We start from the raw sequence: 25,028 nt of genomic DNA on the forward strand, positions 1-25,028 counted from the left end.
CGTCCGTTCGACGGGTTCGCCCGTTGCGCCACACCTTTCCCGTGCGCTTGGAGACGCCGACCGCGTGCGCTGCCTGGGTGAAGTTCAGTCCTTCCTCAAGCAGCTGCACATACCGGGCGCGCCGGGCCTCCTGCATGTCTCGAAGCTTCCCGTACTGCACGCCCTCGAACTCGTATGCCATCGCTGCAACCTCCGACTCTCGATGGTGTTGCAACGACCACTAGAATTCGCCCTGGGTTCCAGTCGCCGGATGGGGGGTCATTGTCCTTGACCGCAGGGTAAAGGGCGTTCTGTTCCGCAACGGCATCCTGCACGTTCTTATAGACGCCCCACGTGGAGCCTGCGAGCGTATTGCCGCTTTCATCGACCTTGGTCCAGCTAATGGTGGAGCATTCGCTGCGCAGCGAGCCCTTCCACGGGAAGTTGTGGCGTTCCTGATCCATATCGATGACAGATGAGGAATTGCCTTCGCCAATTCCATCGGGGAAATTCACAGCAAATTTCGGGTTGTACATCATGAAATCCTGACCAACCCACACTCGGCCGTTGGTCGTGACATGGTCCTCGAACGAGCCACGTGGCACGAGGATGGAACCAATCATGGCTGCGGCCGGGTCGTCGTCCACCGTAGTGGAGATATCCGTAACACCAAGAGGGCCGGCATTTGCCCAGCGCACCGCTTGCCCATTGGTCAGTACGCCACCACGGATGGTGAGCTTGGGTGTCTGCGCAAAGTTCCACAAAATGGACTGCGAGGCCTGATTGTAGGCTTTCTGCTTCGCTTCAGACGCGAGTTTGGCGTAGCCGTTGCCGATTTCCTCGCCGTTCCACCAGAAGCGCCAACCATTGTGGAAATCGATTGACTGATTCCCTTTGACATTGACAACGACCGATGCGCCTTCCTTGATGTTCTGGAAGTTGAACACCAGACCATTTGCGCCATCACTGTTGAGATCGGATGCATTCACATCGAACACGATTGTGGAATTCTGGTTGGCCGCCCCACCGCCGTCGAAGGTGATCATCTTCTCTTTGTAGTTCGAATCATTGAACGTCATCTTGACGCCAATGTAAATCGTCTGATTGTTTCCTGACCGGCTATGTCCGGAATTGTACTTGTCTCGAACATAGCCATACTGGCTTTCAGTAGAAGGCGCGGTCTGGTTCACAGTGACTGTAGAGGTCTCCTGCGCAGGAATAGCCCCCAACATATCAGAAAGCTCGGTAATGGTCTGCGTGTTGCCACTGTAATCATGCTGGTTGCCATTCAGAGTAACGGTCTTCAACGGATTGTTCTGGTTCCAATAGACCACGCTGCCCGAGCTAGTGCTGTACAACGATTTGACTGCAGACGGAGTTCCTGCCCGTTCATTACCGTTATCAACCGTCCATGCCAGTTCTGTACCATCAGTAGAGAATTGAGCACCATTATCAAACTGGAAACCAATCTTCGCCGTGGTGGGGAAAGTATACGCTACCCACTCATCGGTAACCCGGTACATTCGAGGGCGACTATTCCAGTCCGTAATATTGCCTCCGCCAACATACCACGCATGAATATATGGCGGCGTTGCTGCGGTATTCTTCAAATAGATAGTGGTACTCGCAACAGGTGCCATCACCGCGGACTCACGGCCGACGATTTGTGCATTGTACTCAGACTCCTCGCTGTTGGTCGTGCCAATCCAGCCACGCCCCAACTGCCCCCAGCCCAATACATTGGTGCTCTGCCCGTCTGAATCCGTCAGCGTAATGTCTGTGCTATTACCACCCACCACAAGCGTGTCGCTACCTGTTCCAGGACGATACTGCGCACCAAAGCCGACGATACCAAAACGGAAGCCTTTTTGGCTCCAGCTGGTCTTGGTTGAGTTTATGGCGAGTTTTCCATTGACAAGAGTCAGGCCTTCAGCCTCAACCGCATAGGATTTATCTGGAGCGTTACCTTCTCTAAATGATGTCTTTCCATCTGGAGCGCCTACATACATGTTACGGCCGACCCAAGTGGCGATGCCATCATCAGTCTGCGCGTTCGAAGTGTTATCACCCATCGTGATGTCCTGCGGCGTGCAGATACCCGCTTCGGCCGCCTGGGCGGTCCTCGGCAGCAACGCGGGAACGGCGGTGGCGAACATCATCGCTACCGCCGTGAACGCAGCGAGCAAACGGGGCTTCATCGATATGGTCGGCCCGCGGTCGCTCCCATGTTTCATCCTCATAGGTCCTTCCCCTTTTGCTCTGTTCTCCCGATCAGGCAGATCGAGACGCTTCTCTAAAGTTCTCATGGCATTGCGCTCGGCTGGATGCCGCGGTGATTCCGGCTGCAATCCTTCGCAGTCACATCCCTCCTCTAACCGATTGGCAACACCGTCGTTTTTGTATATGTACTGCATTTTACCCGAAGCTGGATAAAATGCACGCATCCCGCAGGTGCTGAATCGCTTAAGGCACACTGCTCAAACGTTTGCATCGGCGTTTCGTAGGAGGCTTCAGAATGTCATCGAAAACACCCCAAAGTGCAATGAACAATTACAGCACAACAATCTCAGGAACATCAACCAATTCTCTGATTCCTCACGAAGATTTCACAATCCACCCAAGTGTTCCCGGCTACCGCCGCCGTAGGTACGCGCAGATTCGCGCCAACTCTTCACAGTTAAGCCACCAGAACCGTGTTTGCTCTCTCATGCCGCAACAGGCGCACGGGCGAATCCCAGCCGAGAGCCTGTATTTGAATACGTATTCATACCCATGTACGCGCCGTAACCGCAGGAGCTTCATTGGCTCAATCAAAGCCGCAGCAGAGATATGGAAACAGTGTCTGCACCCCCATTGGCGCAGACACTGTTTCCGGGAGAGTGAGACGGCGGCAATGCGTGCCCGTTGCCGCGCACCTCGCATACCCCTCCACCAAGGAGCCGCTAGGGGTGTATGCCCCTTGGCCATTGTCTCCGTGTTGTACTGTAGGCACCCGCGGCCTGCAGTTCCACTGTCTTCACAGCCCCTGCAAGAAACCTCTACGTCTCCCCCCCACCAGATTAGGGCGAAATCCCCAGTATCCAAAACCCTTCAGAGTCCCAAAACCTCTTGGGTCTCCCTGTATTGCCACGGGAGCCCCAAGATAAACGAGTAGATCGACACATCGATGCATGCCGAACTAGCGCTTCACATCATACCCCATCATCCGTGTAGCTTCAGTGCCGTAGACACCAACGCACGACGGATTTACCTGCCTATCCGTGCAGCTTCGGCGCATACTGCACTAAGGCACGACGCAAACCCGCCAACGCAGCACGCAAACCCGGCTGGCCGCCAGCAGCTACCTGCGTCGCAGTGGCACACCGGCCCTCGCCAGCCGCTGCTTCAGACCTTCCAAGTCGTGCAGATCGTCCATCTGGATGCACACAATCACGTCCACGCCCGCACGCTTGAGCCCCTCGCTGCGTTCGCGTTCATCGTCGATCACACCGCCCAGCGTGCGGCCGTCCATCATCTGCGGATCCCTGTATTTCACGAGCCCGTCGAGCTCGACCACAACAATCCACCCATCGCCCGTGCGCCACAGAAAATCGACGCGGTACCGTTTGCCCGTCTGCGGGTCCACGAATTCCACCTGCTGAGCGGGCGGCTCGAACCCGCACAGGATCATCGCGGCGAGCGCCCTCGCCTCACCGCCGTTTTCCGCGAACGGCGTGGCGAAACGGAACACGCTCTGCGCGTTGGCGTTCATCAGTCCTTCGCGCGTGGCGCATGCGATGATCTCCGTGCTGCTGGTGCCGTTGCGCAACGCGCAGCACATGACCTCCATCGCCGCCATGAACTGCATGCTGTTCGCGCAGACGGCGGCGGTGCGCGCGGGCGTCGTCACCCGCACGCCGCCCACCACGCAGTATTCACCCGAAGCCGACCATAGTCTGTGAATATGCCGGCTGTCTGCATAATTGCCACGCGTATTGCACACTATGAGTACCGTGCGCTGCCGCAACGTCGCTCGCACAGTGCGGTAGTCCACCCACATGCCGTGCGCATGATTGCGGCAGTGCGCGGTACCCAGATCAGTCGGCGAGTTGGTTTTCAGGGCACGCGGGCACCCTCGCCTGTATCCCCTATTCTCCTCCCCTTCCTGCATCCCTCTTTCAGAGCATTGTCATCTTCAGCCACCCAAACCATGGCTTTCGTCCGCGAGACCCGATTCAGTGCTTGTGGATAGGTGGCGTGTCGTCCACTTATCCACATTTTCCGCCAAACCTGCGGTGGTTACAGTTCAAAACCTTTATAGTCGCGGTCATGAATACAACATCAACATCGCCAACCCTCCCATATGGAACAGCAGCCCCAGCCCAGGATCCCACACATGCGTCAGCTGCGGTTCGACACACACGGCGTTCGACATGCCCCCATTGGGGCCTAAACACCCGTGAGCCATGAAGAACGAATCCATATCGCTGGATGAGCTGAGCCAGCGTGCAAGCGACCGCAGACAATGTTGCCAAGAAGCCGAGAGCCTTTGCCAACGGCAATGCGCGTGCGTGTTCACCCTCACCACGGCATTGTTGCTCCAAGGCATTGAGGTACCGGCCATCGATGTGCGCAAGCATCCACGTCTGGGCGAAGGCGTGCTGCAGGTTGCCGTGGGTCCGGACGAATACAAGCCGAGGGACCATGTACGCGGCAATCGGCGCAAGCGCGCCAAATCGGCGGGGCTCCCCTACGCGTTCTTTGCGAGCGGCGTGCCGTTGGACACGGTGGAGGTGGCGCCCGGAATCACCTGCACCACGCCCATATTCACGTGGTTCCTTTTCGCCACGCGGCTCAGTCTGGAGGAATTGGTGGTGTTGGGAGACGCCCTGCTGCGGCGCAACGTGCTCCACGAACGCTACACGTTGCAAGACTTTGAAGACATGCTCGTGCATATTGGGCACTGCGCCCGCAATCCGCGCAGCGGCCGGACGCGGGCGCCCCGAGGCATAACGGCATGCCGCAAAGCATTGGTGCTGATGCAGGAGCATACAGATTCTTCCACCGAGACGCGGCTGCGGCTGATGCTGGAGCGCCACGGCCTGCCACGCCCCACGGTGAACCACATGGTGCAACTGCCGGATGGTGGCGTGGTCTTCATGGACATCGCCTTCGTGAAGGCGCAAGTGGATGTGGAATATGACGGAAAACACCATGAGCTCCAGTGGGAGGCCGATGCACAGCGGCGGTTACGCATCGAATCGGCCGGATGGGACTATGTGCAGGTGGTGAACGGCAGTATGCACTCCGAAAACGGGCAACGCATGGTGGCGGAAGTGGTGGCCCGGCACATCGAGGATCGGACAGGCGTCAACTATCTGCGGACAACGCCTTTCACCCTTGAACAGCTGGCCGATCGGCGCCGCTCACTCTGGAAAACGGCGGCCTAATACCCCTTTCCAGAACCTATCTCGCTTACGAGAGTGCCCTAATCTGGCCACCCCCAAGTATGGGGCCACAGAATTGGTGAAATGACGGCATTTCACAGAGGTCATACTCGAGGGTAGACCGATTAGGGCACTCTCATAAGCGAGATAGACAACACAAAGGGCTCTGAACGCGATATTTGCAGCGTTCAGAGCCCTTGATGCATTAGTCAGGCGCGTTACTCGGCGGTTTCGGCCTCGGATTCGGACGAATGCTCGGTGGATTCCGCATCCGGCTGCGATTCCGCTTCCTCGGCTACGGATTTGGTGGCCGGCTGTGCTGCTGCCGCTTCCTCGGCGTTGGCATCAGAAGCATCCACAATCGTTTCATCTGCGGTTTCCGCGGCTTCTGGCTCCACAGTGGGCTCAGCGGTCTCGGCGCCCTCAGACTCTGCTGATTCCTCGGCGGCCGCGGCAACCTTGGCATCGCCTTCGGCATCCACTGCGGCCTCGGTGGCCTTGATCTGCTCGGCTTCGGCGGTTTCCTCGATGTGTTCGATCTGCACCTCGAGTTCCTCAGCCTGCTTGGCGGCGTCTTCGGCGACCTCTTCGGCGTTGTTCGCCGCCACGGCCGCGGCCGCGATCTGCGCGAGCTTGGCGCGCACCGCGGCGGAAGACCCCTTGGGCGCATGCACGGCATGGGCTTCCGTGCCATGGCCATGCTTGTTGGTCTTCACGAACGGGTCGCCACCTTTGAGCGCGTACGGGTCGTCGTATTCCTTGGAGATCGTGGGTTCGTCGTGCACAATGAACCCACGGCCCTTGCACGCCGGGCATTCCTCGGAGAACGCCTCCACAAGGCCCTGACCGATGCGCTTGCGCGTCATCTGCACCAGGCCAAGCGACGTGACCTCGGCCACCTGGTGCTTGGTGCGGTCGCGCGCCAGGCATTCGAGCAGGCGGCGCAGCACCAGATCGCGGTTCGAAGGCATCACCATGTCGACGTAGTCGATCATGATCATGCCGCCGATGTCGCGCAGGCGCAGCTGGCGTGCGATCTCTTCGCTCGCCTCAAGGTTGCAGCGGGTCACGGTCTCTTCGAGCGACTTGCCCTTGCCGATGAAGCGGCCGGTGTTCACATCGATCGTGGTCATGGCCTCGGTGCGGTCGATGACGATCGAGCCGCCACTCGGCAGGTACACTTGGCGTTCCATGCCCTTGCGCAGCTGCGAGTCGATCTGCCACTTGTCGAACACATCCTTGCCCTCATGCTCGGCCGGGTCCCACTTCTCCAGCTTCTCGCGCAGGTCGGGGGCCATGGTCTCGAGGTATTCCTCGATGCGCGTGTACACGCCATCGCCCTCCACGATCATCTTGCGGAAGTCGTCGTTGAAGATGTCGCGCACCACGCGGATCGCCATGTCGGGCTCGCCCTGCAGAAGCTTCGGGCGCTTGCCATGGCGGAACTCCTCGAGCTTGGACTGGATCTGCTCCCACTGGTGGGTGAGCATCTCCAGATCCTTGGTGATCGCCTCCTCCGACGCGCCTTCGGCCGCGGTGCGGATGATGACGCCCATGTCTTTCGGCGAGATCTTCGAGACGATCGACTTGAGGCGGCTGCGCTCACGGCTGCTGAGCTTGCGGCTCACACCCGTCATGCCACCGGACGGCACGAGCACCAGGAAGCGGCCGGCGAGCGTCACCTGGCTCGTCAGGCGCGCGCCCTTGTGGCCGATCGGGTCCTTGGTGACCTGCACGAGCACCGGGTCGCCGGAGCGGAACGCGAGTTCGATGCGGCGCGGCTGGCCGTCGAGGCGCGTGGAATCCCAGTTCACCTCGCCCGCATACAGCACGCCGTTGCGCGCCTGGCCAATGTCGACGAACGCGGCTTCCATGCTCGGCAACACGTTCTGCACGCGGCCCAGGTAGATGTTGCCCACCGTGGCGACTTCCTGGATATCGGAGACGTAATGCTCCACGAGCACGTTGTCTTCGAGCACGGAGATCTGCGTGTGGCGGTCGCGCTGGCGCACCACCATCAGGCGGTCCACGTTTTCGCGGCGCGCCAGGAAGTCCTGCTCGAGCAGCTGGTTCTGGCGGCTGCGCTCGCGGCGGTTATCGCGGCGGCGCTGCTTCTTCGCCTCGAGGCGCGTGGAGCCCTCCACATCGGCGATTTCGTCGATGTACTGCTGCTTGCGCGAGCGGCGGGTTGTGGTCTCCTCCTCCGCGTTCTTGCCGTTGCGGCGGCGGCGACGACGGCGCGTGACCGTGGTCTCCTCGTCGTCTTCGGAGCTAGACTCGGTGGTCTCCTCGTTCTGCTGCTCCTCGGCGGACTCGTGGTCGGCGCGGCGGCGACGGCGGCGACGGCGCACGGTCGGCTCGCCGTCCTCGCCCTCCTCGCTGCCGCTGTTGAGGTCTGCTTCCACGATGGCCTCGGCCTCTTCGTCGTTCTCATGCTTGCGCTTGCGCTTGGCGTTGCGGGCGATCGCCTCGTCGATCGGCGCATACGTGATGTCGTCGAGCACCAGATCCTCTTCGATCTGCTCCACTTCGGCGGCTGCGCGGCGTTCCTGCGCGTTCATGCGGCGGTTGGAGCGGCGGCGCGACGTGGACTCGCTGACGTCTTCCACGTCGTCGAAATCGGCGTCATAATCGACCGGCGACCGGCGGCGGCCACGCCGGGATTCGCCGGCGGCTGGCTTGGTGGTTTCGGCCGACTCGTCGCCCTTGCGGCCGCGCGTGCGACGGCGGCGGCGCGTGGTGGGCTCGTCGTGCTCGTCGGCCGGTCCGTTGGACTCGCCAGATTCGGCAGCGTCGTCCGCGTCGTCATCGGCATGCTTGGGGCGCTGCGGAATGACGGGCTCTTGGAACAGCAACGACGTCATGGGGCGCGACGATGCATGGTGACGTCGCGACTGGTGCGTCTCATGCTCCTCGGACTCGGCCGGCGCGTCATCGCCAAGTGCATCGAGCGCATCGGCTGCGCGGCTGGCTTCGCTCGGCTCCGGCGCGGAGGCTGTGCGGCGACGGCGCGTGGCGCGTACCGGCTCTTCGACCGTCTCAGGCGTGGCGTCTCCCGCGTGCTCAACGGCCTCAGCGCCTTCATCCGCGGCCGCTGCGGCCTTGGTGGTGCTACGGCGGCGCGTGCGGCGTGGCGTCTCGGCTGCCTCGTCGGTTTCGCCGGCAGTGGAACGGCGGCGCGAACGCGTCGTCTTGCGCGCGGGCTCATCCTGCTCGGCGGCCGAAGCCTCAGCCTTGTCCCCCTTCGCGGCAGGCGCCGCGGTCAGTGCGTGCACCGGCTTCGACGCGGGCAGTGCGGTGGGAGGTTCCTTGAAAAGCGGGCCGTGCTCCTCCACTTTGAGCTCCACCGTGGCGCCGGCGGCACCGGCCCCGCGCACTACTCGGCGGCCTGTACGGCGGCGGCGTGGTGCGGCCGGCTGCTCGTTGGTTGATGAGGAATCGGTATTCGATGCGGTTTCGAGTGGCTCAAAACCCTGTTCTGTCTGTTCGGGCACAATGCTCCTACTGGTGGCGCCGTGCTGCAATCTTGGCGCACTCGTCCTGGCCCCATGCGGCCTCACACCATACTCTCACCATGGCCGCGCCGTGACGGCGCCCGCTGGAAGCAATCCAAAAGTCAAATCATGCGGCAACGGACACCGGCGCTCGCGAAACTGATCACGCAGTTCGTCGCGAGGGGATCAACGCTGTCGGATGGAGGGCGATGTTGCAGATATCGCCCTCTCTAGTATTGCACAACTCATGGTCGATGCCGCGCCGCCACGCAAAATCATTCACGGGCGTAGCGGCGCGGGCGCGCACGGTGCGTCAGTCGAGCCAGTCGATGAGGATGCCGGCCATCAGCGTCAGGTCGGAATTCGGCACTTGCTCGTTGTTTTTGTGGGCGAGCAGCGGACTGCCGGCGCCCAGATTCACCGCCGGCACGCCGAGCTGCGAAAAGCGCGCCACGTCGGTCCAGCCGAGCTTGGCGAGCGGCTGGCGGCCGGTGCGCTCCTCGACGAGTTTGACGAGCGACTGCACGAGCGGATCGCTCATGCCCGGGCGCGCCGACGGCGATTCGTCGCGCATCTCGATGTCGAAACCGTGGAAGAAGCCGCCGGTGGCGGGGTGCTCGCCGTTGCCGAGCTCGGATTCGGCGCCTTCGCCGATCATGAGCGCCTTCGCCTCGGCGAGCGTCTTGTCGGGTGCGAAGCGGTAGTTCACGTGCACGCGGCATTCGGACGGGATGACGTTGGTGCCGTTGCCGCCCGAGATCAGCGTGGCGTTAAGGCCCTCCTGGTAGATGAGGCCGTCCACATCCACGGCCTCGTCCTTGTGCGCGACGAGGCGGTTGAGGATCTCGGCGGCCTTGTGGATCGCGTTGTCGCCCATCCATGCGCGGGCCGAATGCGCGGCCACGCCGTTCGCGATCACGTCGAAACGCATTGTGCCGTTGCAGCCGGCCTCGATGCCGCACGACGTGGGTTCGCCGATGATCGCGAAATCGCCTTGGATCCAGTCCGGGTGGTCTTCGACGACACGGCCCAGACCGTTGTATTCGGCGGCCACCTCCTCGTGGTCATAGAAGACGAAGGTCAGGTCCACCTTCGAGTCGGTCAGCGTGGCCGCGAGGTAGAGCAGCACCGCGTCGGAGGCCTTCATGTCGGTGGCGCCGCGGCCCCACATCACCGGCGTGCCCGGGTACATCTCGGCCACGTCCTTGTCGATGAGCGGGTCGCCGGGGGCGAGCCACTTCGGCGGGAAGTTATCGAGCACCGGCACCGTGTCGAGGTGCCCGGCCAGAATCACACGGTTCTTGCGCCCCAGATCGGTGGACGCCACGATTGTGTCGCCGTCGCGGTGCACCTGCAGGTGCGGGTAGCGCTTGAGGAAGCGCTCCACGCGGTCGGTGAGCGGGCCCTCCGCGTCGCTCACCGAATAGACGGCCATGATCTGGCCGAGCAGCGAGTCAAGGCCGTCCTGCATGGAGGCGGCCGGGTCGAGCACGATTTCGCGCGGCTCGATGTCGAGTGACTTGGACTGCGCAGAAGGCAGGTATTTCTTGGGATTGGTTTGGGTGTTTCGCGTGGCCATGTGGCATCTCCCGTGTGAAGTATCGAATCTGCGCAATATGGTAGTCACAGGTAGTAACAGGGCCGGGAAAGCAACAGGAGCGGCATGGCTGGATTGTTGGACGCGATGCAGGGATTCACCGTGATCGGCATCGTGATCGCGGTGGGGTATGTGGCCGCGCGCATGCGTGTGGGCGGCTCGCAGGCGCAGATGGTGCTCAACCGCATGAGCTTCTTCGTGGCCACGCCATGCCTGATCTTCAGCATCCTGTCACGCGAGCGGCTCACCACGCTCCTGCACCCCTCGATTGTGGTGGCGTTCGTGGCCGCGCTCACCGTGGGCGCGCTGTTCCTGCTGTGCAACCGGCTGTGGTTCCACCTGCGCGCGCCCGACGCGGCGATCGGCGCACTCGGCGCACTGTATCTCAACTCGAACAACATCGGGCTGCCGGTCGCCACGTACATCCTCGGCAATCCCGCCCTCGTGGTGCCGATCGTGATGATGCAGTGGCTCATCTTCATGCCCGCCGGGCTGGCGGCGCTCGACGCCACCACGCGCGGCACGGTCTCCGTGCGCGCGATGGTGCTGCAGCCGCTCAGACAGCCGATCCTGATCGGCAGTGTGCTCGGCGTGGTCGTCTCGGCAATCAATGCGCGCGTGGGGTTCGACGTGGTGCCGGCGTTCGTGCGCAACCCGATCGGCATGATCGGCGACGCGGCCGTGCCGATGATCCTCATGGCGTTCGGCATGTCGTTGCGCGGCGCGCGCCCGCTCGGCAGCAGGTCGGGCCGCGCGGCCGCACTGACCGTGGTGGCGCTCAAAAACCTGGTGATGCCGGCCGTGGCCTTCGCTATGGCCTACTGGGTCATGGGGTTCCGCGGGCCCGTGCTGTACGCGTGCGTCGTGCTCGCCGCGCTGCCGACCGGGCAGAACGTCTACAATTACGCCGCCAGTTACAACGCGGGCGTCGCGTTTTCGCGCGACTGCATCCTCGTCAGCACCATCGTGAGCCCGCTGGTGATCGCCGGGATCGCGCTCGCCCTCGGCTAGTCGTCGGCGCGGGCGGTGACACAGGCCAGACGCGCCGCGGTGCGGTTCGCGGCCACCGCGCCCACCAGCACAAGCGCGTAGCACAGCGCCACTCCCCCGACGAAGCTGATGAGCGGGCCGGGCTGGGTGAACGCATTGCCCACGAGCGGCGCGAGCAGCAGCAGTGAGCAGATGCCGGCCAGCAGCACCACGGTGTTGAGTGGAGTGAGCACCTCCTGGAACCGCGCCTTGCGCAGGGTGGCTTCGTCGGTGCCTTCGAGCACCAGCATGTTGTATTCATTGGATTGGTCAATCACGCTGGCCGATTGCATGACGCCCGAGCTGACGGCCGCGAGCACGCCGGCGAACGCGAGGGTGAGCAGGCCGCCCGTGCCGATGTCGCGCATCATGATCACGTCGGCCGAGTTGGGGTCTCCGCTGGCGAGCGAGCCGAACAGCGAGCACACCGAGGTGATGCCGGCGATGAACACGGCCAGGCCGATGCCCGAGACGTTGCGCCATGCGCGCTTGGGATTGTCGAGGATGCGCCGCATGGCGATCATCGTGGCGGCGTTCCTGGGGCGGCGTGCGCGGGAACGGGCGCGGATTGTGACCGCGAACGAGCCCACCAGATTGATCAGCGCGAAGCAGCCGACGATCAAGCCGAAGATGATGGCGATCATCGCGCCGGTGCCGGCGTTGATCAGTTGCATGTTCGAGAGGATGGCGAGCGCGCCGATCACAGCGACCGCGAAGATGAGCAGGCGGATCTTGCTGGGCAGCGGCTGGCCTTGGCGCGCGCTTACACCGAGCGGGGTGATCGCCACGCGCCGCAGCGTGAGCAGTGCGGAAAGGAGCGCAAGCAATGTGACGCCCGCCACGGTGGCCACGAGCGCAACCGGCCCCACCCACAATTGCGCGAAGGTGAAATGCTGGTTTTGGAACGTGAGCAGCATGATGAGCGGCATCAATGCGAAGTAGCCGGCGATGCCGATCAGTGCGCCGGCGAGCGCCTGCAGCGCGGAGTCGAACGCGGTGAGGCGCACGACCTGGCCCGTGGTGGCGCCGGCGAGGCGCAGGGCGGCGAGGCGCGCGTCGCGGCGGGATGCGGCCAGGCGCGCGGCCGGACCGGCGAGCGCGGCGAACGGCACGAGCAGCAGCAGGCACGCGAACAGGGCGAGCATGATGTAGGTGGAGGCGTAATTGGCTTGGTCGGCGGCGGCTGCGCTTGTGGCGATCACGTGCTTGTGCGCGGCGAGCGCGGTGGCGCTGCAGTGGCTTTCGTCGAGCAGGCACGCGATTGTATGGTCGGGCGAGGCGCGCCAGATGAAGCCGTGCAGACCGCCGAGCACGGTGAGGAAGATCGCGGTGGCTGCGGCGAATGCAAACACGGCGAGCATGGTGGTGGAGTCGGCGGAGTCGGAGCCGCGCACACCGCGGGCGGGGCGGTGGAACAGGCGCCAGAGTGCGAATGTGCTCATCGTGCGCCTCCCTGCAATGGCGCCTGCATGGGCATGCGGGCGGGGTCCTGGCGTGCGGCTTGCGCTGTCGGGGTGGGCTGCGCGGCGGTAATCATGCCGTCGCGCATGTGCACGGTGTGCGAGCAGTAGGCGGCCACGTTCGGTCGTGCGTCACGAGCACGACGGACGCGTTGTTGGCGCGCGCGGCGTCCATGAGCAGGCGCATCACCGCATGGCCGGTGGTCTGGTCGAGCGCGCCGGTCGGCTCGTCGGCGAAGATGATGGCCGGGTTCACGCTCAGTGCGCGGGCGATGGCCACGCGTTGCATCTGGCCGCCGCTCATCTCACCGGGGCGTTGCGCCATCAGCGGGCGCAGGCCGAAGCGCTCGAGCCACAGCACGGCCTGCGATGTGGCCTGCGCGTAGGGCATACCGCCGAGCATGAGCGGCAGCGCGATGTTCTCCACTGCGGGCAGTTCGGGCAGCAACTGGCCGGACTGGAAGACGAAGCCGAACGCGTTGCGGCGCAGTGCGGTGCGCTCGGCGTCGGGCATGGCGGCGAGGTTGGCGCCGCGGAACTGCACGGTGCCGGCGGTGGGCGTGATGATGCCGGCGAGCGCGTGCAGCAGCGTGGACTTGCCGGAGCCGGAGGGGCCCATCACAGCCACGGTCTCGCCGGGGTGCAGCGTGAAGTTGACGCGGTTGAGCGCGAGCGGGTGCGGGGCGAACGCGCCCTGGTCTTGCGCAGTGCGCGGTTTGGCGGCCTGCGCGGCGTAGTCCATCGTAAGGTCGGTGGCGGTGAGGATCGGTTGTGCTGTGGTGTTCATGCCTCCGACTGTATGAGCCGGCGGGCGGCGCGGGTATCGTGCGCGGGAATGAATGCGCGCGCGGGCTCATCCTCAAGAACGAGGGGCGGCTCAGAGCAGCTTCCAGCTCGTGCGGTGTTCGTCACAAGGGCCGTATTGCGCGATGGCGGCCTTGTGTGCTGGCGAACCGTAGCCTTTGTTGTGCGCCCAGCCGTAGCGCGCGTAGTCGGGGTTGGAGTCGGCGAGCTGGGTCATCAGGCGGTCGCGTGTGACCTTCGCGAGCACGGCCGCGCACGCCACGGAGCCGCAGTGCTGGTCGCCCTTGACCTGCGTGACGACGTGCGCGGGCACGGGCACGGCCGGCGCCTCGAACGTGCCGAGCGCCTTGGTGATGTAGTCGCTCGGGCCGTCCAGGATCGCGCCGACGCGCGGCATGCGGGCGTCCCAGTCGGCGACAAGCGTGGGCTGCTCGGTCTGTTCGGCGGCCGCGGCGGGCGTGCCCGCGGCGTCGGCGAATGCGCCGAACAGCGTGCGCTCCACCGCGTCGAGTGCGCGCAGTGCGGCGATGCCGAGCGCGTGCGAGATGCCCCACTCGTCAATCTCCGCGCTCGTGGCGGAGCCGACCGCCCACGCGTCCGCCCACTGCTGCAGCGGTTCGTACAGCGCCTCGCGCCGGCGCTCGGTGAGCATCTTCGAATCGGCCAGATAGTGCGGCATGCTGCGCGCGGCCTGCGGCAGGCGCTGCGCGAGGAACGCCGCCGCGCCCACCATGACAGGGCCGGCGAGGCTGCCGCGGCCGACTTCGTCGAAGCCGACGATCACGCTGTACCCTTCGCGCGCGAGCGACTCCTCAAGATCGAATGTGGGGACTGCGGAAATGCTCATTGTTCCTCTTTTGATGGGTCAGCTGGTTGGTGTGCGGGAGGGCACGGCGCGGAAGACGTCGTGGTGCGCGCTGAGCCAACCCACGCGGTTGAGCGGCCAGTAGCGCATGAACGCCACGCCCTCCACGTCGCCGACCGGCACCAGGCCCTGCGCGCCGTCGTTGGTGTGCGCGCGCGAATCGGCGGAATTGGCGCGGTTGTCACCGAGCACAAACAGGCGGCCGGCGGGCACGGTCACCGCGAACGCGCTGCGGCTCGGCTCCACGCCCGGTTTGAGATACGCCGATTCGTCGATCGGCACGCCATTGATCACGATCGGCGCGCCATTGCCCGCGCACTCCACCGTGTCGCCGGGCAGGCCGATCAGTCGTTTGATCAGGCGGTCGCTGTTGTGTGTGGCGCCTTCGTTTGCGAGCCAATTGGCGGGGTCTTTGAAGACGATGATATCACCGCGCCGCAACGCGATCGGGCGCGGCGAGAGGTGTGTGGTGATCACGCGGTCGCCGGGCATGATCGTGTTTTCCATCGAGCCGGACGGGATCGCGTACAGGCCGAACACGAACAGGCGCAGGCCCAGCACGACCAGCACCGGCAGCACGCACCACAGCAGGATGTCGCGCAGCGTAAACGGTGCAAGGGTTGGTGTGGGGGCGCGGTGCCGGAAGTGCGCAGTCGGTGTGGGGGTGGCCGGGCCAGACTGGGTCTGCGGCAGCGGTGCGGCCAAGGCGGCGGGCATGTGCGGATTGATCGCGCGGCGTGATGTGGCGGAACCCATGCGCGGTGGCGCGGCGTGATGCGGGGTGTGAGGTGTGCCCGCACGCAGCTGGATGAGGTGGCGAGCATCGGTTAGGCGGAATGGCGTGCGGCGCGGCACGGCCGGGGTGGCGGAGTCAGCGGCGCGGGTGGCGGAGAAGTGCGCGCTCGCGGCGGGCGGCATATGCGGGTTCGTATGGCGCGGCGCGGGCCCGGTTTCGGCATGCGGGGCCCGGTGCGGGTTCCCTGCGTGGTGATTGCTCATGCCGACTCCTTATATATGGGCTGCAGTCGTAGGCCATTGTAAGCCACAGCCGGCATATGCCAGATCAGGCCTAGCCACGACCTTCGTCAAGCACTCCCCGACAAAAGTCATGCCAAGCAACCCAAAACATGACTTTTGTCGAAAGGGGGACGAGGAAAGTCATGCGGGTACATGCAACCAGACCAGTAGATTAAGTGGGCTAAACAGGCTAAGTGGACTTGGCTTGCGCGCAGGCCAGCACACACAGGCGGCGGAAACGCAAAGACCCCGGGCGAACCGGGGTCTTTCTTACAAATTACCGTGTGAATATCACTTGGCGGAGTTGTCGCGGCGCTCGGCGATGCGGGCGGCCTTACCGCGCAGGTTGCGCAGGTAGTAGAGCTTGGCGCGGCGCACCTTGCCACGGCGGACGACCTTGATGGAGTCGATCGTGGGGGCGTGCAGCGGGAAGCGGCGCTCGACACCGGTGCCGAAGCTGATCTTGCGCACGATGAAGGTCTCGCGCACACCAGCACCCTGACGGGCGATGACCACGCCGGTGAACGTCTGGATACGGGAGTTGTTGCCTTCCTGGATCTTCACGTTCACGTCCACGGTGTCACCGGGGCGGAAGTCCGGGATTTCCTCGGAGGCCTTCAGATGCTTCGCATCAAATGCTTCAATAGCGTTAACCATTGTTCCCTCGCTCGCTGCCGCATATCAGCGCAGTGGTTGGGGCGCCCTGGGCAGGCGCCTGAATCGTCGCGGACCACTTCGGCCCGCGGGCTGCCAATCCGCCGAAAGTCAGGGTTCGGCTGGACCTTGTGATGCACTGGGCTATGCGGCGCCCCGCGCATCGGCACAACGGATGGTATTGTACACGTGGCCATGAACAGTGGCGGCCTTCCATGGCTGACCCTAGACGCCAGCAGCCGCCGCGCCCCCATGCAACAGCAGTCTGTGTCTACCGTCCAGACACGAGCAGCCGCCAATCCCTGCCGAGATGGTTGTGGATGTCTACCGTCCAGACACCGACTGCCACCAATCCCCCGCATGGCAGCAGTCTGTGTCTATCCACTAGCTGCCAACAGCCATCTGCACCCACACCGCAGCCACAGCAAAGAGGCGCGCAGTCCATAACAGACCGCACGCCCCTCGGATCAGCGACCAACAGCCGAATACGGCTCATCGGTCAACCGCACACGCGAATCAGAACTCGCGCACCTTGCGGTAGAAGTTGATCAGGCTGCGCGTGGAGGCATCCTGCGCGGCGAGCGCTTCGTCGCTTTCGGAGATCGCCGGGGTGATCTCCTTGGCCAGCTGCTTGCCCAGCTCAACGCCCCACTGGTCGTAGGAATCGAGGCCCCACACGGTGCCCTCGACGAACGTGATGTGCTCATAGAGCGCGATCAGCTCGCCGAGCGCGAACGGGTCGAGGCGCACGCCGAAGATCGACGTGGTCGGGCGGTTGCCGGTGAACACGCGGGCCGGGACGATCTCTTCCGGCGTGCCCTCGGCGCGCACTTCTTCGGCGGTCTTGCCGAACGCGAGCGCCTTGGTCTGCGCGAAGTAGTTGCCGAGCAGCAGCTCGTGCATGTCCTGGTCGCCGTCCTTGAGCGGGTTCGGCGTGTTGGCGAACGCGATGAAGTCGGCCGGGATCAGCTGCGTGCCCTGGTGGATCAGCTGGTAGAACGCGTGCTGGCCGTTGGTGCCGGGCTCGCCCCAGAAGATCTCACCGGTCTCGGTGGTGACGGGCGTGCCGTCCCAACGCACGGACTTGCCGTTGGACTCCATGGTGAGCTGCTGCAGGTACGCCGGGAAGCGGTGCAGGTACTGGTCGTACGGCAGCACGGCGTGCGAGGCGACCTTGAAGAAGTTGCGGTACCAGACGTTGAGCATGCCCATGAGCACCACGACGTTCTTGTCGAACGGGGTATTGGCGAAGTATTCATCGATCTGGTGGAAGCCGTTGAGGAACTCCTCGAAACGCGCCGGTCCGAAGACGATGGCGAGCGTGAGGCCGACGGCGGAATCGACGGAGTAGCGGCCGCCGACCCAATCCCAGAAGCCGAACGCGTTGGTCGGGTCAATGCCGAACTCCTTGACGCGCTCAAGGTTCGTGGACACGGCCACGAAGTGCTTTTCGATGGCTTCGGCCTTGGAGACCTCGGTGCCGTCAATCGCGTTGCTCGCGGTGAGCTCCTCGAGGAGCCATGCGCGCGCCTCACGGGCGTTGGTCAGGGTCTCGAGGGTGCCGAAGGTCTTGGAGACGACGACGAACAGCGTGGTCTCCGGGTCCAGGTCGCGGGTCTTCTCGGCGATGTCGTTGGGGTCGATGTTGGAAACGTAGCGGGCCTTGATGCCAGCGTCGGCGAACGGCTTGAGCGCCTCGTACGCCATGACGGGACCCAGGTCGGAGCCACCGATGCCGATGTTGACGACGGTTTCGATCTCCTTGCCGGTCACGCCCTTCCATTCGCCGGAACGGACCTTCTCCGCGAACGCGTACATGCGCTCGAGGGTCTCGCGCACATCCTTGACGGTGTCCTGTCCGTCCACGATGTACTTGCCTTCGTCTTCGGCCGGGCGGCGCAGCGCGGTGTGCAGCACGGCGCGGTCCTCGGTGTTGTTGATGTGCACGCCGGTGTACATCTGCTTGGTGCGCTCGGCGAGGTTGACCTCGTTGGCGAGTTCGGCGAAGAGCTCCAGCGTCTCCGGCTTGATCAGGTTCTTGGAAAGATCGAAGTGCAGCGTGCCCGCTTCGAACGTGAGGTCGTCCACGCGGTTCTCGTCGTCCGCGAACCACTTCTTGAGGTCGATGCCCTCGGACTGCATCTCGTCGTAGTGACGCTGCAGCTTGGCCCATGCCTCGGTCTGAGTGGCGTCAACTGGCGGATTGATAGCCATATTTGGTCCTTTCATCATCATCAGGTGGAAAGCGCGGCTGCGGCGGCTGTGTCAACGCATGTTCCGCACACGTTCGCAACGCTTCACCGAAATTCCACACTACTCATGAAATGCGACAGTGCCGCCGCACGCCGCACACCCGCGCAGCGCGTGCTGCACGCAGCGGAAAATCGTGGCGCCTACAGCAGATCCTCGTGCCCGGAGTCGGCGAGATGCTTGACCATCGCCTTGACCTCCTGGCTGCGTGCACGTGGGGCGATCAGCAGCGCGTCGGGCGTATCGACGACGACCATGTCGTTCACGCCGAGCAATGCGATGGTGCGCCCGGAATTCGGCACCACCACGTCGCCCGCCGAATCGAGATACGCCACGTCGTCCACATTGCCAAGCACCTTGATGTTGCGCTCGTTCACGCTCGGCAGCAGCGCGGCGACCGAGTTGAAATCACCTACATCGTCCCAACCGAAGTCGCCCGGGATCATCGCCACGCCGCCCTCCACCGAAAGCGGTTCGGCCACCGCATAATCGAACGCGATCTTCTCAATCGACGGCCAGTGCGCGTGCATCGCCTCGTCGCGGTGCTCGTGGAAATCCGCGCGCGCGACCGTCTCGAGCTGGTTCTCGCCGCGCTCGTGCGCCTCCGTGCAGGCGCGCTCGAACGCGCGGTCGTCGTCGATGATCGCGTCGGCGATCGCATCAATCGCGCGCGCGAGTTGTGGTTTGTGCGCGTGCAGATGATCGAGCAGCACGTCTGCGCGCATGACGAACATGCCCGCGTTCCAGCGGTATTCGCCCGTGGAGAGATACGCCTGCGCGGTCGCGGCGTTCGGCTTTTCGACGAACCGCTCCACAATGCATGCGCTCGGCGCGTTCGGAATCTGCTCGGCGAGCGACGGGCCTTCGTGAATGTAGCCGAACGCGGTCGACGGGCGCGAGGCGGCGATGCCAATCGTGGTCACATACCCGGCGCGCGCGGTCTCCACCGCCTGCCGCACCGCTTCGATGAACGCGATCTTGCCGCGGATCACATGGTCGGCGGCGAACGAACCGACAACGATGTCACCGCCGTTGCGCCGCGCCAGCACGGCGGTGGCGAGCGCAATCGCCGCGGTCGAGTCGCGCGGCGCCGGCTCGGCGAAGATCTGGTCCGCGCCGATTTCGGGCAGCTGTTCGCGCACGGTGGCCACGTGGCAGTCGCCGGTGCTCACGCACACGTGGTCCATGCCGCAGATCTGCGCGAGACGGTCGTAGGTGGATTGGATGAGCGTGCGGCCCTGGCCCAGCAGGTCGTAGAAGAACTTGGGCCGGCGCTCGCGGCTGAGCGGCCACAGGCGCGTGCCGGTGCCGCCGGCGGGGATGATGGCGTAGAAATCGTCAAATCCGTTGGTCATGGGGATTATCTTAGCGGTGCCGGTGGCGCAGGGGTATGGGTAAGTGAGGCGGTTGCGTACGAATTGTACGCAGTCTGGCCCATGCTGCGTACAATTCGCACGCAGGCCCTATCCTTCAGCGGAAGAAACACCACCCCCGATGACGTCCGTCAGAAAGTCATCACGCATTGGCTCGCACCGGATGACGTTCGGCAAAGAACCACAGAGGAAAGTCATGCCCAGAGGCCCCACAGATGACATTCGTCAGAGGAACACGGAGCGAAGTCTCAGAAACCACAGGATGCCTCAGGAAAGGTGCGCGAGATGGGACTCGAACCCACACGACCGAAGTCACAGGAACCTAAATCCTGCGCGGCTACCAATTACGCCACTCGCGCGCATAGTACAAAACCCTAGGTGGCAAACACCACCTAGGGCCTGATGGAGCCACTTGACAGAATCGAACTGTCGACCTGCTCATTACGAGTGAGCCGCTCTACCGACTGAGCTAAAGTGGCGTGCCACATGATTTGCATCTGTGCACAGAAAGAATATCTTACCCAACATCGCTGATTTGTCCAATCCGGGCGGCACAGACAACCGCGCACGGCGTGTCGCACCACACGACACGCGGTATTCACCCGCACGATATACCATGATCGCGCATATTGAAACACAATCACACAGCCCAACCACTACCCGTAGCAGGAGAAGCCCAAGCCCACAAAGGCACAACGGACGAACAGGAACAAGAACGGGAGGCAGACGGCGCGACAGCACCGCCAGACACCCGACCCGGCATCCACTACCCGTAGCAGAACAGGGGAAGAACCGACACCATGCTCGCCATGCTCCAACCCATTGCGCTCCTGCTCATCATCGTGGCGGGCTATCTGTTCAAGCGCAACAGACTGTTCGGCCCGCGCGACTACCGCATTGTGCAGGTGGCGCTCTTCGACCTGGTGCTGCCGGGCGCGATCGTCTATTCCTTTGCCAAGAACCCGCACGACATCTCGCTGCTGTGGCTTTCCGCATACGGCTTCATTGTGGCGCTCGTGCCGGTCATCATCATCTACCTCGCCACATCACGCCGCCCGATCGCCCAACGCGCGTTCCTCATGTTCAACGGCACGGGCCTGAACATCGGCTGCTTCTGCTTCCCCGTGGTGCAGGCGTTTCTCGGCAACGCGGCCGTGGTGCCCGCCGCGATGTTCGACATCGGCAACTGCGTGATGGTGGCCGCCGGCACGAATGTGATGACGCAGACGCTCCTGCACATCCAACCCGGCCGCACGCTCGCCGAACAGCACGCGGGCAATGCGCCGACACTCCCCTACTCGCCGCCCACCGACCGCGACGCCAAACGCCTGGCCCGCCGCGCGCTCGCGAAGACGATCGCACGCGGCTTCGTCGGCTCGGTGCCGTTCGACGTCTACATGCTCATGATCGCGCTCACGGTGGCGGGCTGGTCGGTGCCCACGTGGCTCGCCGACATGTTCGCGCCGTTCGCCAACGCGAACGCGTGCGTGGCGATGCTCATGGTCGGCATGCTCATGGACCTGCCCGCGAACAAACACGACATGCTGTCCGTGCTGCAGGTGATCGCCTGGCGGTTGCCATTTGGCATCGCGTTCGGCCTCGCTGCCTGGTTCCTGCTGCCGTTCAGTCCGATGATCCGCGAGACCACACTGATGTGCTGCCTGGCGCCGATCGCCGTCTTCTCCACGCTGTTCACCGACGAGGTGCTGGGCAATGCGAAACTCGCCGGCTTCTCGCTCACCGTGACCGCCGTAATCAGCCTGCTGACGATGACCGGCGCACACGCGCTGATCGCCACGGGCGTCCTGTAGAGGCCGCTCAGCCGCCGATCACTTTCTGCGCGATCCGCTTGACCGCGCACCGCACGCGGCTCACCGGCAGCGTGAACTCGCCGGGCAGTTCCTCGACGTACCCGTTGAACCCCTGCTTGAACTCGAGCACGCCGTGCCCTTCGCTGTGCGGGTCGTCGAACACGCCGTCGATGCCGTAGAAATTGTACCGGTCGATGCCGCGCTCCACGCACAGCCGCAGCATCGCCTCGTGCTGGATCAGCGCGGACGCATAGAACGGCTTGAATTCCTCGAGCGAACCGGAGAACAGGTAGACGACCTCGTTTGGATGCTCCACGAACAGCGAGCATGCGGCCGGTAGCAGGGCGCCGCGCGTCGCGAGTTCGCGCGCCGCCTGCAACCGCTTGGTCGCGGCGGCCAGGTTGCTTGACTCCTCGTTGTACCGGCGGCGCAGTTTGGTCGTCTCGCGTGCCTGCATCTTCGCGCTGATCGAATCGACGAGCGCCTGCAGATCATCGGCCTTGCGCTGCATGGATTCGAGATAGCGCGCGGTGTCGATATACGCAATCATGAAGTGCGCGCGGTCACCGAACGCCCGCGCGAAATCATGGAAGTACTGCTCGCCGCGGAACGCGAACCGGCGCCGCTCTGCGGTCTGCTGTTCGATCCGCGCGAACACGCCGAACTGGTCTTCGCCCACTTCGCGCACCACCACGCCCATGCTGCGCGCGCGTTTTACGCTCCACTGCGTGCGCTTGGAGTATGACCCGAGCAACGCGCGCTCATCGCCGATGCCGCTGAGGTCCTTGACGTAGACCCAGCGGTTCATCACCGAGTCGTAGCCGGTGCCGAACCCTTGGTGCCGCCAGTGCGCACGCGTGTAGTCGCGCATAAGCGCGCCGTCCGCCGCGCCGTCCGCGCTGCCGTCGGAATGGTGCCTGCGGTAGACGTCGTTGGGCCAGCACGAGATGCTTAGCGCGTGGTGGCGCCGGCCGTCCGCGAGGATCGCCTCGCTCACCGCGCTCACCATGTCGGAGTCGTCCGGGTCGCACAGCGGCCCCGCCCACACCGACCCGACCGGCCCGAAGCGCGAGGGCGTGTACACGATCATCGCGCCAGCGACCGGCTCGTCATGCTCATCGACGACACCGACGAGCGACGTGCGCGCGCCGTGCGACTGCGCCATGTCGCGCATGCCCAGCGACTGTTGGAAGCTGCCTTCGGCCATGCGCTGCGAGAGCTGCTCGAATTCGCCGTCGCGCAACGGGCGCACGTTCCAGTGGCGTGCGGTTGCCTGTGTCATCGTCCTGCCTTCCGTGAACGAACGGTGTGCACGAACTGTTCAAGCCGGTAGATTGCGGGGCGCAGCACACGCATGAACTCGCCGGGCAGTTCCTCGACGTACCCGTTGAACCCCTGCTTGAACTCGAGCACGCCGCGGCCCTCGCTGTTCGGGTCATCGAACACGCCGTCGATGCCGTAGAAGTTGTAACGCGCGATGCCCTGCTCCACGCACAGCCGCAGCATCGCCTCGTACTGGATCAGCGCGGACGCATAGAACGGCTTGTATTCCTCGAGCGAACCGGAGAACAGATAGACAACCTCTTGCGGCATGTCTACAAACAGCGACGCCGCGACCGGGAGGCGCTCGCCACGCTCCACAAGCACGCGCGCCTCGTCGAGCCGCTTGCGCGCAGCGGCGAGATTGCTCGACTCCTCGTTGTGGCGCCGGCGCAGTTTGGTCGTCTCGTGCACGGCGATCTTCGCGTCCAGATCGTCCACGAGCCGCTGCAGATCATCGGCCTTCTGCTGCATCGCGCTCGCGTAGGCGTGTGTGTCGATCTCGGCGATCAGAAAATGCGCGTGCTCGCCGTACGCCTGCGCGAACTCGCGGAAATACTCCTCGCCGCGGTAGGCGAAATGCCGGCGTTCGGCGGTGTCCTGCTCGATTGACGAGAAGATGTGCAGCTCGTCCATACCGATCTGCCGGATGCGCACGCCCATGCTGCGCGCGCGTTTGACGCTCCACTGCGTGCGCTTCGAGAACGACGCGAGCAGCTGCTGCGCGCTGGCGATGCCGGTGAGGTCCTTGACGAACCGCCAACGCGGCACGGCCGTGTAGCCGCGCGTGAACCCGCCGTGGGCCATGTGCGCGGCGGTGATGTTCGCAATCATCGCGTTGTCCGGGTTGCTCGCCGGGTCACCGGCGATCGGGCCGCCATCCGCGCCAAGCACGCGGTACGGCTGTTCGGGCGTGATGTCGAGGTGCACGGCGTGCAGGCGCTTGGCGTACGCGGCCAAGTGGTCCAGGAAGAATGTGGTCAGTTCGCGGTCGTCGTAGTCGCACAGCGGCCCGTCGTGCACCGTGCAGAACGTGGCGGGGCCGGACCCGTGCGTCTCCAGCAGCGCGGCCGCCACAATCTCGGCGCCGTCGCGCACGCCGACGAAGCGCGTGGCCGTGCCATTGCGTTTGCGCAGATCGGCCGCCATCACGGTCTGCTGGAAGTTGCCATGTGCGGCGCGTTCGGAGAACGCCTCGAAATCATCCCGAGAAAGCTCGGTGAACGTCAAAACACGCATGAATACCTCCCCAGCCTAGTCGGCGAGCAGCGCCTTGACGGCGGGCACAAGCGCGCGTAGCGCCTTGCCGCGGTGCGAGATCGCGTTCTTCTGCTCGGGCGTCATCTGTGCGCTCGTGAGCAATTCGCCGCTGTCCTGCGCGCTCTGCGGCTGTTCGTCGGGCATGAAGATCGGGTCATAGCCGAAGCCGTTCATGCCGTGCGGGTGGCGCAAAATCGTGCCGGGCATCTCGCCGAGCGCCACGGTCTCGTGGAACTCGCCGAGGCCGTCGCCGTCGCTCTCCACCGGCACCACGAGCGCGGCGGCGCAGCGGAAGCGCGCCGTGCGGTCGTCGTCGGGGATGTCTTCGATCTGCGCGAGCAGCAGGCGGTTGTTCGCTTCGTCGTCGCCGTGCGTGCCCGACCACCGCGCGGAGAGGATGCCGGGCGCGTTGCCCATCACGTCCACGATCAGGCCCGAGTCGTCGGCGATCGCCGGCAGGCCGGTGGCGCCGGCCACGAACCGCGCCTTGAGCAGCGCGTTCTCTTCGAACGTCACGCCGGTCTCCGCGGGGTCGGCGAGGTCCAGGCTGCCGGCCGAGACGAGCTCGATGCCCTGCGCGGCGGCGCTGAGTTGCTCGTTGAGGATGTTGCGGATCTCGACGAGTTTTCCTTCGTTGTGCGTGGCGACGACAATCTTCACGGTGTGCTCCTTGCTGCGTTGATGTGACT

Annotated in this window: 18 protein-coding genes, 2 tRNA genes and 1 pseudogene; 4 read left to right on the forward strand and 17 right to left on the reverse strand. The window is 64.2% G+C overall.

The annotated features are described in order from the left end of the window. From BPSG_RS08390 to BPSG_RS01765, 3 genes are all read right to left on the reverse strand, one after another. On the reverse strand, positions 1 to 136 hold a 136-nt coding region (locus BPSG_RS08390), incomplete at its 3' end, for a helix-turn-helix domain-containing protein (protein WP_462138070.1). Then, positions 96 to 2,219: a choice-of-anchor A family protein gene (locus BPSG_RS01760; protein WP_034878953.1), complete on the reverse strand. Its 2,124-nt coding sequence runs from the start codon at positions 2,217 to 2,219 to the stop codon at positions 96 to 98. The genes BPSG_RS08390 and BPSG_RS01760, both read right to left, overlap by 41 nt. 1,100 nt (positions 2,220 to 3,319) lie before the next feature. Further along, positions 3,320 to 3,730 carry a hypothetical protein gene (locus BPSG_RS01765; protein WP_051894167.1) on the reverse strand — a complete coding sequence of 137 codons (411 nt, stop codon included), beginning with the start codon at positions 3,728 to 3,730 and terminating at the stop codon, positions 3,320 to 3,322. Between BPSG_RS01765 and BPSG_RS08610 the strand changes: the two genes are divergently transcribed. After that, positions 3,720 to 3,920, forward strand: a complete 201-nt coding sequence (locus BPSG_RS08610) for a hypothetical protein (RefSeq protein ID WP_129865769.1) — start codon at positions 3,720 to 3,722, stop codon at positions 3,918 to 3,920. The two genes, BPSG_RS01765 and BPSG_RS08610, sit on opposite strands and share 11 nt — an antisense overlap. Positions 3,921 to 4,424: 504 nt before the next feature. Then, on the forward strand, positions 4,425 to 5,408 hold the full coding sequence (locus tag BPSG_RS01770; RefSeq protein WP_080699245.1) for a DUF559 domain-containing protein: 984 nt from the start codon (positions 4,425 to 4,427) through the stop codon (positions 5,406 to 5,408). A 215-nt stretch (positions 5,409 to 5,623) separates the two neighbouring features. Here BPSG_RS01770 and BPSG_RS01775 read toward each other — a convergent pair whose 3' ends face one another. After that, on the reverse strand, positions 5,624 to 8,899 hold the full coding sequence (locus BPSG_RS01775; protein WP_080699246.1) for an Rne/Rng family ribonuclease: 3,276 nt from the start codon (positions 8,897 to 8,899) through the stop codon (positions 5,624 to 5,626). Positions 8,900 to 9,212: 313 nt separating this feature from the next. Further along, positions 9,213 to 10,370 (reverse strand): succinyl-diaminopimelate desuccinylase, encoded by a 1,158-nt coding sequence (gene dapE, locus BPSG_RS01780; protein WP_051592045.1) that lies wholly within the window; start codon positions 10,368 to 10,370, stop codon positions 9,213 to 9,215. Positions 10,371 to 10,562: 192 nt separating this feature from the next. Between dapE and BPSG_RS01785 the strand changes: the two genes are divergently transcribed. Next, positions 10,563 to 11,507, forward strand: a complete 945-nt coding sequence (locus tag BPSG_RS01785; RefSeq protein WP_026643724.1) for an AEC family transporter — start codon at positions 10,563 to 10,565, stop codon at positions 11,505 to 11,507. Here BPSG_RS01785 and BPSG_RS01790 read toward each other — a convergent pair. The 9 genes and pseudogenes from BPSG_RS01790 to BPSG_RS01830 all read right to left on the reverse strand — a co-directional run bounded on the left by BPSG_RS01790 (position 11,504) and on the right by BPSG_RS01830 (position 20,427). Continuing rightward, positions 11,504 to 12,967, reverse strand: coding sequence for an FtsX-like permease family protein (locus BPSG_RS01790; RefSeq protein WP_026643725.1), 1,464 nt, complete (start codon positions 12,965 to 12,967; stop codon positions 11,504 to 11,506). The genes BPSG_RS01785 and BPSG_RS01790 overlap by 4 nt on opposite strands. Next, positions 12,964 to 13,772 (reverse strand): annotated as a pseudogene (locus BPSG_RS01795) (ABC transporter ATP-binding protein). The gene BPSG_RS01790 and the pseudogene BPSG_RS01795 overlap by 4 nt, the downstream one beginning before the upstream one ends. A gap of 90 nt (positions 13,773 to 13,862) precedes the next feature. Continuing rightward, a complete protein-coding gene (locus BPSG_RS01800; RefSeq protein WP_026643726.1) occupies positions 13,863 to 14,636 on the reverse strand; it encodes a ribonuclease HII in 774 nt (257 codons plus the stop codon). 18 nt (positions 14,637 to 14,654) lie between these two features. Then, the gene (gene lepB, locus BPSG_RS01805; RefSeq protein ID WP_080699249.1) at positions 14,655 to 15,371 is read right to left on the reverse strand and encodes a signal peptidase I; all 717 of its coding nucleotides are present in this window, start codon (positions 15,369 to 15,371) and stop codon (positions 14,655 to 14,657) included. A gap of 591 nt (positions 15,372 to 15,962) precedes the next feature. Next, a complete protein-coding gene (rplS, locus tag BPSG_RS01810; protein ID WP_022858343.1) occupies positions 15,963 to 16,328 on the reverse strand; it encodes a 50S ribosomal protein L19 in 366 nt (121 codons plus the stop codon). A gap of 513 nt (positions 16,329 to 16,841) precedes the next feature. Further along, positions 16,842 to 18,539, reverse strand: a complete 1,698-nt coding sequence (gene pgi, locus BPSG_RS01815; RefSeq protein WP_026643727.1) for a glucose-6-phosphate isomerase — start codon at positions 18,537 to 18,539, stop codon at positions 16,842 to 16,844. Between the two features lie 179 nt (positions 18,540 to 18,718). Continuing rightward, positions 18,719 to 19,930: a mannose-1-phosphate guanylyltransferase gene (locus BPSG_RS01820; protein WP_026643728.1), complete on the reverse strand. Its 1,212-nt coding sequence runs from the start codon at positions 19,928 to 19,930 to the stop codon at positions 18,719 to 18,721. A 295-nt stretch (positions 19,931 to 20,225) separates the two neighbouring features. After that, positions 20,226 to 20,307: transfer RNA gene (locus tag BPSG_RS01825), tRNA-Leu, on the reverse strand. A gap of 44 nt (positions 20,308 to 20,351) precedes the next feature. Beyond that, positions 20,352 to 20,427: transfer RNA gene (locus BPSG_RS01830), tRNA-Thr, on the reverse strand. Positions 20,428 to 20,748: 321 nt separating this feature from the next. Between BPSG_RS01830 and BPSG_RS01835 the strand changes: the two genes are divergently transcribed. Next, positions 20,749 to 21,759, forward strand: a complete 1,011-nt coding sequence (locus BPSG_RS01835) for an AEC family transporter (protein ID WP_026643729.1) — start codon at positions 20,749 to 20,751, stop codon at positions 21,757 to 21,759. 7 nt (positions 21,760 to 21,766) lie between these two features. Here BPSG_RS01835 and BPSG_RS01840 read toward each other — a convergent pair whose 3' ends face one another. The 3 genes from BPSG_RS01840 to BPSG_RS01850 are packed head-to-tail and all read right to left on the reverse strand — an operon-like array spanning position 21,767 to position 24,999. Beyond that, on the reverse strand, positions 21,767 to 23,041 hold the full coding sequence (locus BPSG_RS01840; protein WP_033502218.1) for an aminoacyltransferase: 1,275 nt from the start codon (positions 23,039 to 23,041) through the stop codon (positions 21,767 to 21,769). Then, a complete protein-coding gene (locus BPSG_RS01845; protein ID WP_026643731.1) occupies positions 23,038 to 24,318 on the reverse strand; it encodes an aminoacyltransferase in 1,281 nt (426 codons plus the stop codon). The genes BPSG_RS01840 and BPSG_RS01845 overlap by 4 nt, the downstream gene beginning before the upstream one ends. A gap of 15 nt (positions 24,319 to 24,333) precedes the next feature. Then, the gene (locus BPSG_RS01850; protein WP_026643732.1) at positions 24,334 to 24,999 is read right to left on the reverse strand and encodes a non-canonical purine NTP pyrophosphatase; all 666 of its coding nucleotides are present in this window, start codon (positions 24,997 to 24,999) and stop codon (positions 24,334 to 24,336) included. Positions 25,000 to 25,028 lie beyond the last annotated feature (29 nt).

It is taken from the genome of Bifidobacterium pseudolongum subsp. globosum (assembly GCF_000741295.1).
In the GTDB taxonomy this organism is placed as follows: Bacteria; Actinomycetota; Actinomycetes; order Actinomycetales; family Bifidobacteriaceae; genus Bifidobacterium; species Bifidobacterium globosum.